Annotated in this window: 12 protein-coding genes; 8 read left to right on the top strand and 4 right to left on the bottom strand. The window is 34.8% G+C overall.

The window, feature by feature from the left end; genetic code table 11:
• Nucleotides 1–22: 22 nt before the first annotated feature.
• A complete protein-coding gene (locus tag ABD769_RS11060) occupies nucleotides 23–748 on the bottom strand; it encodes a LytR/AlgR family response regulator transcription factor (protein WP_344851478.1) in 726 nt (241 codons plus the stop codon).
• 18 nt (nucleotides 749–766) lie between these two features.
• Nucleotides 767–1,813 (bottom strand): sensor histidine kinase, encoded by a 1,047-nt coding sequence (locus ABD769_RS11055; protein WP_344851477.1) that lies wholly within the window; start codon nucleotides 1,811–1,813, stop codon nucleotides 767–769.
• 486 nt (nucleotides 1,814–2,299) lie between these two features.
• Between ABD769_RS11055 and ABD769_RS11050 the strand changes: the two genes are divergently transcribed.
• The 5 genes from ABD769_RS11050 (at nucleotide 2,300) to ABD769_RS11030 (ending at nucleotide 7,140) form a co-directional block, all read left to right on the top strand.
• Nucleotides 2,300–3,526, top strand: coding sequence for a site-specific integrase (locus ABD769_RS11050; RefSeq protein ID WP_344851476.1), 1,227 nt, complete (start codon nucleotides 2,300–2,302; stop codon nucleotides 3,524–3,526).
• A gap of 487 nt (nucleotides 3,527–4,013) precedes the next feature.
• Nucleotides 4,014–4,739: a hypothetical protein gene (locus ABD769_RS11045; protein ID WP_344851475.1), complete on the top strand. Its 726-nt coding sequence runs from the start codon at nucleotides 4,014–4,016 to the stop codon at nucleotides 4,737–4,739.
• A 143-nt stretch (nucleotides 4,740–4,882) separates the two neighbouring features.
• Nucleotides 4,883–5,188 (top strand): helix-turn-helix domain-containing protein, encoded by a 306-nt coding sequence (locus tag ABD769_RS11040; RefSeq protein ID WP_344851474.1) that lies wholly within the window; start codon nucleotides 4,883–4,885, stop codon nucleotides 5,186–5,188.
• Nucleotides 5,189–5,608: 420 nt separating this feature from the next.
• Entirely contained in the window at nucleotides 5,609–6,181 is a 573-nt protein-coding gene (locus ABD769_RS11035; protein WP_344851473.1) for a BfmA/BtgA family mobilization protein, read from the top strand.
• Nucleotides 6,182–6,198: 17 nt separating this feature from the next.
• Nucleotides 6,199–7,140, top strand: a complete 942-nt coding sequence (locus tag ABD769_RS11030) for a DUF5712 family protein (RefSeq protein ID WP_344851472.1) — start codon at nucleotides 6,199–6,201, stop codon at nucleotides 7,138–7,140.
• Between the two features lie 174 nt (nucleotides 7,141–7,314).
• Here ABD769_RS11030 and ABD769_RS11025 read toward each other — a convergent pair whose 3' ends face one another.
• Together ABD769_RS11025 and ABD769_RS11020 are read right to left on the bottom strand one after the other, a co-directional pair.
• Complete coding sequence (locus tag ABD769_RS11025; RefSeq protein ID WP_344851471.1) at nucleotides 7,315–8,265, bottom strand: hypothetical protein; 951 nt, start codon at nucleotides 8,263–8,265, stop codon at nucleotides 7,315–7,317.
• 331 nt (nucleotides 8,266–8,596) lie between these two features.
• Nucleotides 8,597–9,478: a HEPN domain-containing protein gene (locus ABD769_RS11020; RefSeq protein WP_344851470.1), complete on the bottom strand. Its 882-nt coding sequence runs from the start codon at nucleotides 9,476–9,478 to the stop codon at nucleotides 8,597–8,599.
• A 121-nt stretch (nucleotides 9,479–9,599) separates the two neighbouring features.
• On the opposite strand from ABD769_RS11020, the gene ABD769_RS11015 reads away from it, so the two are divergent.
• From ABD769_RS11015 to ABD769_RS11005, 3 genes are all read left to right on the top strand, one after another.
• A complete protein-coding gene (locus ABD769_RS11015) occupies nucleotides 9,600–10,007 on the top strand; it encodes a helix-turn-helix domain-containing protein (RefSeq protein ID WP_344851469.1) in 408 nt (135 codons plus the stop codon).
• 156 nt (nucleotides 10,008–10,163) lie between these two features.
• On the top strand, nucleotides 10,164–13,166 hold the full coding sequence (locus tag ABD769_RS11010) for an HsdM family class I SAM-dependent methyltransferase (protein WP_344851468.1): 3,003 nt from the start codon (nucleotides 10,164–10,166) through the stop codon (nucleotides 13,164–13,166).
• Between the two features lie 3 nt (nucleotides 13,167–13,169).
• A complete protein-coding gene (locus tag ABD769_RS11005; protein ID WP_344851467.1) occupies nucleotides 13,170–13,793 on the top strand; it encodes a hypothetical protein in 624 nt (207 codons plus the stop codon).
• The last annotated feature ends 69 nt before the right edge of the window (nucleotides 13,794–13,862 follow it).

The following is a 13,862-nucleotide window of genomic DNA, read 5'->3' as shown; positions in this document are numbered from 1 at the left end:
GGATCGGATCATGAAATAGTTATTATGTTAACATCCTTCCTTTTAAACTATCCAGGAACGAAGTGCGGAAAGTGCTTCCTATCGGGATAGGCTTTTCGGCACCGGATAAATTAACCACACCACCATCTAATGAAATGATTTTATCAAGAGCGATCAGGTAGGATTTATGAACCCTCAATACGCCATGGAGCTGGAGTTTTTCTTCGAGTGTTTTCATATTTAAAAGTGTAATTACCCTTCTGTTACCAGTTAAATAAAGCGAAATATAATTTTTAAGTCCTTCAATATAAACGATTTCGTCGTAATTAATTTTTACAATTTTACTCTTATCCGTTTTTACAAAAATATGCTCTCTTTTTTCAGGCTTGGCATGCTCTACACCTGCAACGGGCTTTGATAGCCTGTTAATTACCTTTTGTGTGGCGATCAGGAATCTTTCGAAAGAAAAAGGTTTTAACAGGTAATCTATCACATCGTTATCAAATGCATTTATAGCATAATTGGAATATGCACTTGTTAAAACAATATTTACTTTATTGCCAAAGCTCTTCACAAAATCCAGACCGGTAAAATTGGGCATATTGATATCCAAAAAAATCAGGTCTATTTTTTCACTTTCGATGAGCGCTATCGGTTCAATGGCGTTATTAAAGGTGCCAGCAATTTCGAGGTATGGCGTTCGCTGGCAAAATTTTTTGAGTACTTCTATTGCATGCGGTTCATCATCAACAATTAAACATTTTATCATGGTGGGACATTGATTATGTTAAATATTTATTTCCAGTGTAACAGTATAAAACTCTTCTTTATCATCAATTTTCAGGATATAATCTTTTTGATAATATCGGTCAAGTTGGTAAGTTATAAATTTAAGGCCAATTCCGTATCCTTCAACACTTAGTAAAGTTTCCGTTTTTTTCTTGTTTTCTAAAGAAACCCTTAGCTTCCCGTTATTTACTTCAATATTAAGCTTAATAGGGTTATGCTCATCTGTCATTTCTCCAAACTTTAACGCATTTTCTACAAGCGTTATTAAAATGAGCGGCACTATTTTATGTGTTTTGGTAACTCCTTTTTCATGATGTATAAAGTGGATTTCCTTTCCAAATCTAAACTGATTTAAGAGAATCAAATTTTTGATCTGCGCTATTTCTTCAACCAATAACGATTTTCCGTCATCCTCTATGTCTCTTAAAGAGTATCGCAGGATTTCTGATAGTGTTAATATTCCTTTGGAAAGTTCTTTAGATAAATCAAGCGATTCAGAATACAGAAAGTTTAGCGCATTAAAAAGCACGTGTGGATTGATCCGCGATTTAAAGTAGGCGATTTTCATATCCAGAATACTCATTTTTAATTTCTGCTCTTCTAACTCTTTTTTTCTTAATTCCTGCTCACTTAAAATCGACATCCGGGAAAACCAAAATGCTATTCCAAGAAAAATAAAATAACTGCTCCGCCATATTGCCGATATAACATAGGCGAAAGAGTTTTGATATAGGTTTGTATGTTCTATTATATTTATGTGTAATAAGGATACTGTTATTGCCGTTTTAAAAGCCAAATAACTACAAAGCACCAAAAGAATCTTGTAAACCGATTTAAAATAGGAAATTTGCTTTCCTCTTTGTGGCATTACCCAGTAGGCACTGGAATAAAATACTGAAGTATTTAAAATGGCCATTAAAATGGTTTCCTGCCACAGAAGCTTTGTAGCATCCAATACTAAAACGATGGCTATTTCGTATAGCCAGTATAATATCCAAAATATCGAATGTTTTGCAATTGCAGACCTAAATATTGTAGTTGCCAATTTCTTTTATTTGGTTTCTCTTAGGATGGTTGATTACCAAATCTAACATCATTCGTGTAGTAAAACAAATGATATTTGCCAATAATTTTAACAAAAAGTTTAAATTAATGCTTATTGCAACCAAAATCAGGCATTATATTATAGAAACGGTAAATTTAGATAGACTAAATTGATAGAAATTGCAGCGCTATTTAATTAGATACAAAAAATCATTGCAGAATGGTTAATAATTTGCAAGGACGACTTAAAGCTGTAAAAGTGATGAAATGATAAAGCCTTCAGATTTTATCCAAAGGCTTAACAGTTGTGGTCCCGACGAGACCACATATTAATTAATATAAATTATTTTAATTTATCATAAAATACTATATTTTAATTAGTTATAACTAAATTGAGAAAAACCAGACTAAATGAAATAAAGATGAAATAACTAAAAAGTGTAAGTAATTCTGTAGGTAATAATAATCCTTTTTGCTAAATTTGATCATGGCAAAAGTAAACTACTACTTAAACAGCAAAGCTGATTCTAAAGACAATAGATTAATCCTGTTATACTATTCTTATAATGATAGGAGGCTAATGTTCAGCACAAACGAAACTGTTAATAAGAAAAATTGGAATCCAAAAAGTAAACGCGTAAAAACTTCAGTTTCAGGAAGCTTAGAAATTAATGGAAAACTCGATAGCTATTCTGAACAAATACAAAGTATGTACAGGAGGTTACAACTAAATAATGAATTAATAAACGATGAAATCATTAAGGAAAATATCTCGAACATAATACTTAATAAAAAAAATCGGGAAATAAAGCCGGACTTTCTACAATTTATAGAGCTTTTCCTCGAGAATGTGAAATCTACACGTGCATCCGCAACCATGCTAGCTTACAATACCACAGTGGTGCATTTAAAGACATTTCATGCGGCAAGGACGAATAATAAAAGGCTTGAATTCAATGACATTGATTTAAACTTCTATAATGACTTTATAAACTATTTAACCAATGCCGAACTGAGTAAAAACAGTATAGGTAAACACATTAAAATAATAAAGGTATTTCTTAATGAAGCAACGGAAAGAGGAATAAACGACAACCTCAAGTTTAGGAGTAAGAAGTTTAAAGTTTTAAAGGAAGATAGTGATTCGATATATTTAAATGAAAGCGAAATTGAACGGCTCTATAAGTTAAATCTCTCTAAATTGCCACACTTAGATAAAGTACGCGATTTGTTTATTATCGGTTGTTGGACAGGTTTAAGATTCGGTGATCTGTCGAAAGTTGATGGCGACAATATAAAGGATGACTTCTTGACAATCAGGACTCAAAAGACAGAGCAAAAAATTATTATCCCAATTCATAACCTAGTCAAACAGATTTTGGAGAAATATGATTACAAGCTTCCAAAAGCTATTTCAAATCAAAAAATGAATGAATACATCAAAAAAATCTGTGAAAAAGCTAAGATCAATGAAGAGATTGTAACAACCATCACAAAAGGGGGAAAAGTGGTCTCGGAAAAAACCAAGAAATTTGATTTGGTAAGCTCGCATACCTCAAGAAGAAGTTTCGCCACAAATCAATATTTGCGGGGAGTTCCAAGTCGTTTGATAATGATGATAACATCTCACAAAACTGAAACCATATTTCTCAAATATATTAAGGTAACAGCTCAGGAGGAGGCTAATCGATTAAAGGATATGTGGAAAATTTAGAGAAGAGTTGCCGGACTAAAAACCCCTTACCACGTTGGCTCAAACAAATAGCCATCCCGTAACAATATTTATCCTGATTCAAAAGTCGTTCATCATTGAAATAATAAAAACTACTAATCCTGAGAGAAACAGGGTTATTTAAAAAGCATTCATCAGAAATCTTAAATGGTGAAACCTATAAGCAACACTTCATGGGACTATCAAGAAAAAGCATATTATAATTGTTCCTTTGGATTTGTACCAATACGCCCTCCATCGCTTGTCACACCTGTCCTAATTTTAAAACTGTCCGATATTTGTATCTTTATAAACATAGAATTAATTATTAATTGATATCATTTTTGTAGAAGTTACCAGGTATCCTGCAAGAATAAGATCCTTACTAAGGGAGTGGATTTATGATTGGATTTCAGGTTCTTTAATACAGAGAGAAATCAATTTTTATTTTAGCCGTTAATTGCCCTTGTACACTAAAAACTCTAACTGAATGAATATTTTTTTCAAAACCTGTGATATAAGAGATAAAAATCGAACAATCTACGATATTGTCTTACATCCACTGATGTATGCACCAGAGCCATTTCTTGACAACTTTTTTATAAACAAAATATTTGAGGTGAAAGAGATAGAGTACTCCGCGCTTTATAACTACCATTTAAAATTCTTCTTAGGTAATCAGAAAAAGAAACTGAAAGAAGACTTTTTCCGTAAAATAATGGATATTGTAACACTTACCCGAAGTGAAATCATAAGGCAATCAAGGAAAACTTTATTTAGCATAGAGAAGGTTAAATTAGATAGTAGGCATAATAAGCTTGATAAGTTCATAAAAACAATTTCAGAGTATGATGAATGGGGTATATTGGAAAGCGAAAGTGAGAGAAATAAAAAGCTTCAGGAGGAAAATAAAGCTTTAACAAGCCTTCTTTCTGAAATTACAGTTGAGCCCCATCATAAAATTGATATTAAAAATGGGAATAAGAAAAATCTAATTGCATTGTTTCAAGATCTTATTGAAATCGAACATCCGAAAAATAGCGATAAAGTAACGATATCGACAAGTGCTGTTAAGACCTGGGCAAAAATTGTTTCACTTTATTTTACTGAAAATGGAAAAGCTATCCCTCTTGAGACAGCGTTAAATTATTTTGATGGCACCTCTAAACTAAAAAAAAGCGATAGGATTTATAACATTTCATACATAGATAGGTGATTGTCGCCAACCTTTCTCGTAAAACTGCCTTTCCGAACTTGAAAGGCAGTTTTTTTTTAGCCTTCTGCCAAACTTTGCTCCACTTAATAAAGACGATTTAAAAAAAGTAGTCTTTATTGAGAAATAACCTAAATGAGCAGAATATGCAACTATTTGATTCAAATGTCCTTATCCAATGCATCAAGGATGCAGTTAGGGATGAAATGAAAATCCAATTCGGCGATATGAATGATATTCTACTTGCAGAAAAGGAAAAAGGAAACGAACGCCTTTTTACAAAGAAAGAAATGGCCAATGAACTTGATATCTCGTTAGTAAGTTTAACTGACTGGATGAAAAGGGGTATTATCCCTTATCTGCGATTAGGAAAGCGAATCTATTTCAGAAAAAGCGAAGTAATCAATGTAATGGTTATTCGATCAAAAAACGAAGGAGAGCATGGAAAGTAAAATACAAAACCCACTGGAAGTAAGAACTGCAAATTAGGTACTGCATTGTGCATCCCTTCACAGAGCCGACGAAGCCTGTTCCGCTGGGCAGAACCAGAATATACGGATATATAGATAATCGAATAGTTTGATATTTATATATACCTATATAACCCAGGGAACGAAACTTTGAGGGGATTATCGAGTATGCAAAAGGTCCTTTTTCATTTCCAGAAAAAGGAGCAAGCGGAAGTTGGGCAGAGCCCTACTTCCAGGCCTTACGATACCGTAAAGCCCGCTTGAAGAACCCTCCAGGGGTTCTTGTGGCCCATGGGAGGGCCAGGTAAAAGAAAAAGGAACCCTAGGCAGGGTTCAACATATCTGTAGCATTGGTAGGCTATATATGCAGATATATGATAATTATTTTAACGATCAAATTTTATGTCACTTGACCCGATAAATATAAAGGAAGAAACATTAAGCACGATTAAGTTTAACAGTCAGACCGCTTCAAAAATGGACAGGATCGCCATAAAACTGGGCCGTTCAAAGCGTTTAGTCTTCTCGCAGATGGTGGATTATTTCTATAGGAGCAAAAAAGATCCGCTTGATTTCAATGATGAATTGTTAAAAAATATGCTGGTTAAAAACCACCAGAAATACATTGGTTTCATCAAGGCACAGGAGGAGATGCTCCTCATTCCTGCCAAAATGGAGATGAGCAGGATATCAGAATCGCAGCGGCAGATCATAGACCGTTTCAACAAGGAAGTGCTGAAGCACAATGTTGATGTACTTAACAACCTGAATGCCCTTGCCGGGGCATTCAGTGAATCAGGAAAACTACTGAATACGATACTTGATAGCCTTAACAACAAGCACGCCCTGAAGGCACAGTTTGTCTTCATTCTGGACGGTTATATCAGATCAAGGGATTCGTTCGGTATGATGACTTCTGCCAAGGAAAAAGAAGATCTTATCGCCCTTACCAAAGAACAGATAAGGTTGCTATAAATAATTAACCCAGTTCTATGTTTATCAATATCACAGACAGTAAACAGGCGGACAACAAAACCAGCAGCAGTGGCCTTGTCCATTATCTGGAAAAAGAGAACCGTATTCATAACAAAGAGCCTGAATACTGGTTCAACGGGAGTGAAACAAATATTGAACCCTATGAGGTCAGGCGTAAGATTGATAGCAATAACGCCAAACTGGGCAGGGATGATGCAAAATTCTTTTTGATCAACATCAGTCCCAGTCAGAAGGAAATAGCATTTTTAAAGCAGCAGTATGGAGAAGACGGTGCGAAAGCCCAGATGAAAGCATTTGTGGTTCGCGTAATGGATGTTTATGCACAGAACTTCAAGAGGACAGGGATTGAAAGCCATCATAATCTTGTCTGGTTTGGCAAACTGGAAAACTATCGTTATTACGGCCATAATGATCTTGAAGTCAAACAAGGTTTAAAAAAAAGAGGGGACCGTAAACCTGGTGACCAGATGCATCTGCAGATTATTGTCAGCCGGAAGGATGCCACCAATAAAATCAAGCTCAGTCCCCAGAACACTTCACGGGGAAAGAATGCCGAGCACTCAAAGAAAATGGGCCAGTTTGACCGTGTTGCCTTTAAACAGAGTGGGGAAAGTTTATTTGATGATCTGTTTGGTTTTGATAGACAACTGACAGAAACAATGGCTTACTCCAATACAAGGAAGAACGGCACCCTTACAGAGCGCATAGAGATGAAAGTTCAGGAAGAAAAGTTGGAATCGGCTGCAACTAATATCAAAGAACTACAGACAGGCACGGAAACGTTGCAAGAAAACTATCAAACTCAAACTGATTTTGCGCAGATGGAAAATGGCTATATATTTTCTCTGGATATAGATATTCAGGATGATATTGATGACGAAGCCATTAACGGGCGCAACCGCCAACGAAAGAAACAGGCAAGAACAAATACACGCTAGCAGGTGCCAATAATATCAGGACGATTGATCCAATTCCCTCGCGCGCATTTTCGGCCTGCAAAACCCAGTCGCCTCTTTCCCTTACCTGTTTTGCTTATTTTTTTGCATCTACGGAGTAAAAATATTAAATGCGATTTATAAGCGTTGGTTAGATTAAGCTGTGGTTGTTTTAGCTTATCGTTCCTTGATTCCATAAATCCTGCGGATCTTGTCAGCGAAAACCTTAAAGTGGCTATGGTAGTGTTTCTTCAGAACAGGCAGACTAAAGTTTATTCTTGCAAAAAAACTGACAAGTTCCGCGTCTTCCGGTGATCTAAGAAGGTAAAATCTTTTTGGATCGATATCGGAGGCAGCAAAGTAATGCGCTGTAAGATGACTGGCGAAATTGAAGGTCTTTTCGTTAACCGCAAACTTGATTTCCAACCTGTAGTAATCGCCTTTATCTTTCAGGAAAAATTTAAGCGTTGGTATTTCCGGTGAAAATTCGCAGGGACTGATATCTTTTTTGGTCGGCTTCCCCTTGATATAACGTAAGCCATAGAACTGCTGATAACAGACAAATTTTTGTCCGGTCAGCAAGGGAAAAGCCTGTTCCCATAATTTGAACTGGGTGAGGTTTCTCTCAACATATTTTTTTGATAGTATTCCTGTCTTTGCATTTCTGCTATGGTAAAACAGCGTGTTTTTCCACATCTCATTGCATATATTGTTTAGCACGTATTGATCATCATTCTGTGCCGTCAATTTATGACTGTCGCTTGTGCTCAGATAACGTAACATGGATTTAAAAGATTTTTGATCCTGATTGAGTGTGGCCTTTATTGGAATTAACAGCGTCAGTTCTTTGTTTTCCTGATTTTGTACACGGAGGTTTAAGGAATCCAGAAGGCAATATGCAATTACGTAAGGCTCTTTTATAGGTTTACTAGTTGTAGTATATCGGGATACTTCGCTCTTTCTAACCCGATATTTACCAGAGACAAGCGGAAGCGCAAGACCCGGTTTATAAAAAAACTGGTATTTAGTTCTCAGTTTTATCTCAAAGGTGTTTTCCTTATTTTCAATTTTAAGAAATTTCGACTTTCCTGTAGCATCAAAAAAATCCGGCCAGTAGAAATTATCCATATCCTTTGCCGGATAAAAATTCAGGTATTTATCCAGAAAGAAATAGGCGTACCTGCTCAGATATGTCCTATCGGTATCTACACTGCAACTTACCAGGAGATGTGATTCAATAACCTTCAGATATACCATTTCTTCATGTTCGTTTTCAATGGTTACTGAAAAAGTTAGGATATTATTTAAAAATGAAATCATTCTGGTTCCGACATAGAGATAGGTACGTCTGGGCTTCCTGAATTCAGAATGTGAGTCGAGTATACTTCTCGTCAGTTTCAGTGTTCCGTGTTCAAAGGGAAGCCTGAAAAACCTATGGTCAGGGATTTCGATAATGTTGTTATTCAAAGCTTACCTCTCTTTCTTTTAACTGGGCATTTTCGGCCTTAAACTCTTCTATTTTATCCAGGCAGATTTTCTTGGTCAGCTCAAAGAAAGCATAGGCCTTTGTTACCAGCTTATCCGCATCTTCCTGATCGACCTTGAAATTATCCTTATACCTTGCCTGTGAGTAACTTCGCAGCAATATTTCGAAGAGCCGAAGATCTTCGTTGGAAGTCCTGAATATTTCTGATGGTTTCGCAGAAAAGCACTGGCACAAGTCCAGTTGCCTGCCTAAGTTATGAATGTCGGAGCGGTATGCAAGGTTCACCTTGATCAGAACGATCGTACATTGCTCAATAACCTGATGCACCATAAAGACCGCTACGGAATAATGCCCGTTACCATAACTGTCACCGGCTCCGTCCAGAAAGCCCTGTGCCAATCTGATCCGATGGCTATAATGCCTTTCTGCTTTTTCGAAATTTTGACTGGGATCGAACGGAAGGTTGTTTTTTGATTTGACAAATCCGGTATGGTCATAAAGTAGTTTGCCATTGTTCAGTATACTGATAAAAAACCTGTTGTTTTTTCTGGTGCTTTCCTGAACGGTCGCTAGGCTATGTGAAAGAATTGTTATTTTCCCATAACCGAACTTAGATCTGCAAAAGTCCTGAGCCTCGTGTTCATTCCGGGTTGGGCTTTCCATGATCATCATCAAAAAATAATGGACCTTTTCTTTATTGACCTGTGGTGTGAAACATCCGTCTTCAATATTTGTGTTTACTATTTTTGAAAACAGATAGATCTGCATTGGCTCAAACTTGTAAACCAATGTCTCTGTGAAAGATATTAGCCTATCCGGACTAATTTTGCTTTGGTTGATAGTTTCTACATTCATAATCTGGGATTTAAGTGAACCCTAAATTCGAAAGTGTATCGGGCGTACTGAACCGATTACCGGCGTAAAATACAGCTCATTCCTTGTTTTTTACCATCAAAAAAAAAGATATATTTGGGATATGGAAACCTCAGAAAAAAACACACGTATGCATTTAGGCCGTAAAATCTCTAAAATCCGTGAATTAAGAGGCATGAAACAGGAGGTATTGGCTATGGAATTGGGAGTTAGTCAACAGACTGTTAGTAAACTCGAACAAAGTGAGGTTATTGAAGATTCTACGTTGGAAAAGATTGCCTTGGTATTAGGGTTGCCAGCCGACTCGATACGCAATTTCGATGAAGAAAAAATGATCTACAATATTCAGAATAATTATGAGAACTCAAATAATACTGGTGCAAATATTGGTTATCAGGTAACATTCAATCCCTTAGAAAAAGTCATTGAATTATATGAAGAAAACAAGAAATTATATGAAAAGTTACTAGCAAGTGAAAAGGAAAAAGTAGAGCTTCTGAAAGGGCGGTAAACTGCATTACTTCTATATTAATTATATTATAGCGTAATTAAAAAGATAAATTTAGGATTTAAGTGGCAAAATAGTTCTAATCATGTAAATAGAAACATGAATTAGTCAATATCATTATTAGTTTTGCAAACTAAATTATTTCGCAAAAAAATACAAATGGAAGCTAACGTTTTAGATTTTACTGAAAAAAATGGGCTTGTTTTTTGCGCCAATCCTGTTAGTCTTGAAAATAATTATGAAATCCTTTATATTAACGAAGCTAAGAAGCTAGGTATAGATGCGGTACTTTTTCGTAGATACTATGTAGAAACAGAGAAAATTTCTTATAAATCCGAGCCGTCAGTTTGTGTACTCGTAAAAAATGATGTTTTTTTTGATAGTGCAGAGCATATAAAGTTGCATGCGGCGATATGGAGTGCTGGAAAAAATGAAGTTTATGTAATAAAGGGCGAGACTCGCATAGATATCATCAACGCCAGAAAACCTGCTGAATCTAACAATGAAAATAATCTAAGTATCGAAAGTTTAGTGCTTGCATCTAGTAGAGCAATTAATGGAATTCAGGAGGAACTTTTTTCTGCTAAATTATTTGGTAGCGGTACTTTTTGGGATCAACCACAGTTTGAAGAAAAAATTGACGAGAGAAATAGTCCATATATTTTTCTATTGGACTATTTAATGACCGTTAGAAAACTTTTATTAGCAGACGGATCTCTCAACCTATTACCTGAAACAATAGACAAATTATTAGTTACGTGCATTCTTGTTAAATTTTTAGAGGAGATAAAAGATGATCAGGGCAAGCATACTCTAAGATTACTTTATAAGAAATACAAAATTAATAATTTTGCTGAAGCAGTCGATAATAAACTAGTCATAGACATTTTAAATGATTTAGCTAATGAATTTAATGGCCGTATTTTTGATAAATTTGATAGTTTAGAAAAAAATCTCATTTCATCGTCCGATCTCAGTTTGTTAGCGCATTTCTTACGTGCTAACATAGATATTAAGTCTGGACAATTATTTTTTTGGGAACAGTATAGCTTTAAACATCTACCAACAGAGATCATTAGTGCCATTTACGAAAATTTTATTCAGGCTGAAGCAATAAGACAAAACGGTGATAGTGAAAAAGGAGTGGTTTATACCCCAATACACCTCGTAAATCTATTAATAGATGAGGTGATGCCTTTGGATAAACCTCATCTATTTAACGATGGGAATTTCAAAATTTTGGATCCAACGTGTGGATCAGGGGTATTTTTAGTTGCAGCATATAAGCGATTATTACAATGGTGGGCTATTACTAATAGTACCAAAGACGAGATTGTATACCCAAGTTCTAAAGTTGCTCAACGTATTCTCGAAGAGAATATTTTTGGAATTGACGTTAAAAAAACCGCAACATTAGTAACAATATTTGGCCTAACGACTGCTTTATTAGACAAACTCACTCCTCAAGAGATTTGGAACAATCTTAGATTTAAGGATCTTAGTCAAAAAAACATTCAAAATGACAATTTTTTTGAGTGGGCTTTAACAGCAAAAGAACAAAAGCTTTCTTTTGACTTGATAATTGGAAATCCCCCATTTAATATTGAGACTGGAAAAAACAAAGAAGATGTACTAGCTCCCTCAGTTATAAAGAAACTTGATTTTTTTAATAAAAAAATCCCTAACAATAACTTCGCTCTTCATTTTTTAGAAGGATCTTGCCTTTTTGGGAAGAAAATTTGTTTAATAATCCCTTCCAATGTTCTGTTGTATAATAAAGCAGCTCATAGTTATAGGCACAGTCTTTTTTCAAATTTTACTGTTGAAAAAATTTATGACTTTACCCATTTGAGAGAGGTATTATTTACCAAAAAGAGCAATAGTAATTATGATGATAAAAAGAAAATCGGTAGAACACCTGTTGCTGCATTAATAATAAATAACGTCAAGCCAATAGACGCACCTATACAACATGTAATTGTTAAAAGAACTACTGAAGCGGAGAAGAAAATTAGATTTGAGATAGATTATTATGATCAACAGCAAGTCAAGTTAGATTGGGCACTAGATCCTTCCAAATCATTTATTTGGAAAACAAATTTACTTGGTGGAGGAAGATTGTTTCATCTAATTTATAAGTTGAGTTTATTGCCAACCCTTAAGAATCATTTTGAAGATCTTAAAAGACAAAATGAGGAATGGTTATATAGTTCCGGGTATAAAATCGGAGGTAATGAAAACACTAAATCATTCGCCTTACACCTACACCAAAAGCCATCAATAAGCACTAAAATAAAATTTGATGAAAGCCAAAATTGTTTTACAACAACTATAGAAGCTGAAAAAAAATTCGAAGCACCTAGAAATGAGTTACTTTTTAGTCCGCCTGTTTTAGTAGTAGCCGAGATCCTTGGAAAGAAAAAGATTCCAATGCAGTTGTTTAATGCTTATCAAACTTTTAATATTAGTTTCATTGGTATTCATGCTCCTTTAAATGAGTTCGATAAACTTAATGATATTTATAACCGACTTTATGTTAATGATGATATTTCAAAGATAAATCGACTTTACATGTTGCTTACTAGTTCAAAGCTTTTAATACATAAAGAAACTGCATTTATTAAGGAAGATTTTGATTCACTACCCTATCCACAGCAAATAGAAGACTTAGACCTCTCTATTGAAGAAAAATTAATACAGGAAGATATATTAAAGTATTATGTGCATTTGGGCAAGGCAATTAGTTCTAGAAGCGCAGGAAATATCTTTGTTTCACCAGTTTCTGATAACCAATTAACTAGCTTTGGTAAAGTTTTTTGCGCATCACTTAATAAACTTTATAAGAAAAATGGTAATTCCTGGCAAGTAGGTTGCCAAAAATCGACAAATCAGTTTGTCTATTTACAATTTGGTTTTGGACCAGATGGAGGGTTCAATAATGCAGCTTTAAATGGAGACCCCAAAGATTTAGAAGTTCTAGTAAATGATAATATAACAAATTCTGGACTAATCAATAAGCGGATTTTAAGAATTTATCAGCATGTAGATGGATATGATTGCATCATATTCGTTAAACCTATTGCCCAAAGGTACTGGCTGGATTCAATTGCTTTAAAAGATGTTGATGACACATTTATGGATTTCAAAAAAGCTGGTTTCTAAATTATGGAAAATTTCATAGGGTTTAAGCTGCTAGAGCCAAATAATATAATTGATGAATTAGTAATCTATATAGAGTCAGAATTAAAATCCTTCACTGGGTCAGAAGAGTTTATTAATATTCTGGAATTAAAAAAGAATGAAAATCAACACTCATTATCTTTTTGTGTTTTCATGACTAACAATTGTAGCTCGAAATTTTATTTTGCAAGAGAAAACTCACAGTTGGGAACAAGTGTAATTGATATCGGTGTTTATTATGGGAGTAGCTTAATTTTCACAATTGAAGCTAAGTTATTGCCAACTCCAAATTCAGGACCAAAAGAAAAAAGACTTGAACATGAATATGTTTTCGGAAAAGGCGCAGGTATACAGAGGTTTAAGGAGGGTAAGCATGGCTTAAATAATCGGAATGAACCCTTATCAGTTAATGGACTAATAGGGTTTATTAAGGCCGATGATTACAAGTTCTGGTTAACAAAAATTAATGGCTGGATTGGTGACGCTGGGTGGGAAAAAAGTGAACACCTTCAGTTGGTGAACGGCTCGAATAATCGGTTAGAATCATTCCATACTAGAGACGATAAATCTAATTTAACCTTACATCATTTCTGGGTTCAATTAACCTAGTGCTATTTACAAACAATAAGCTGATTCTGTCAGTTCGGAAAGTTACTTATATTTAATACTAATTTCATT

The organism is Pedobacter jeongneungensis (genome assembly GCF_039538295.1).
Taxonomy (GTDB): Bacteria; Bacteroidota; Bacteroidia; order Sphingobacteriales; family Sphingobacteriaceae; genus Pedobacter; species Pedobacter jeongneungensis.
The sequence above is the reverse complement of the archived record's forward strand: the minus strand, read 5'-3'. Positions and strand labels throughout refer to the sequence as shown.

Coding starts and splice junctions, on each gene's coding strand:
- ABD769_RS11050 (WP_344851476.1), top strand. CDS start 2,300: ATGGCAAAAGTAAACTACTACTTAAACAGCAAAGCTGATTCTAAAGAC.
- ABD769_RS11030 (WP_344851472.1), top strand. CDS start 6,199: ATGTTTATCAATATCACAGACAGTAAACAGGCGGACAACAAAACCAGC.
- ABD769_RS11035 (WP_344851473.1), top strand. CDS start 5,609: ATGTCACTTGACCCGATAAATATAAAGGAAGAAACATTAAGCACGATT.
- ABD769_RS11045 (WP_344851475.1), top strand. CDS start 4,014: ATGAATATTTTTTTCAAAACCTGTGATATAAGAGATAAAAATCGAACA.
- ABD769_RS11015 (WP_344851469.1), top strand. CDS start 9,600: ATGGAAACCTCAGAAAAAAACACACGTATGCATTTAGGCCGTAAAATC.
- ABD769_RS11040 (WP_344851474.1), top strand. CDS start 4,883: ATGCAACTATTTGATTCAAATGTCCTTATCCAATGCATCAAGGATGCA.
- ABD769_RS11060 (WP_344851478.1), bottom strand. CDS start 748: ATGATAAAATGTTTAATTGTTGATGATGAACCGCATGCAATAGAAGTA.
- ABD769_RS11005 (WP_344851467.1), top strand. CDS start 13,170: ATGGAAAATTTCATAGGGTTTAAGCTGCTAGAGCCAAATAATATAATT.
- ABD769_RS11025 (WP_344851471.1), bottom strand. CDS start 8,265: ATGGATAATTTCTACTGGCCGGATTTTTTTGATGCTACAGGAAAGTCG.
- ABD769_RS11020 (WP_344851470.1), bottom strand. CDS start 9,478: ATGAATGTAGAAACTATCAACCAAAGCAAAATTAGTCCGGATAGGCTA.
- ABD769_RS11010 (WP_344851468.1), top strand. CDS start 10,164: ATGGAAGCTAACGTTTTAGATTTTACTGAAAAAAATGGGCTTGTTTTT.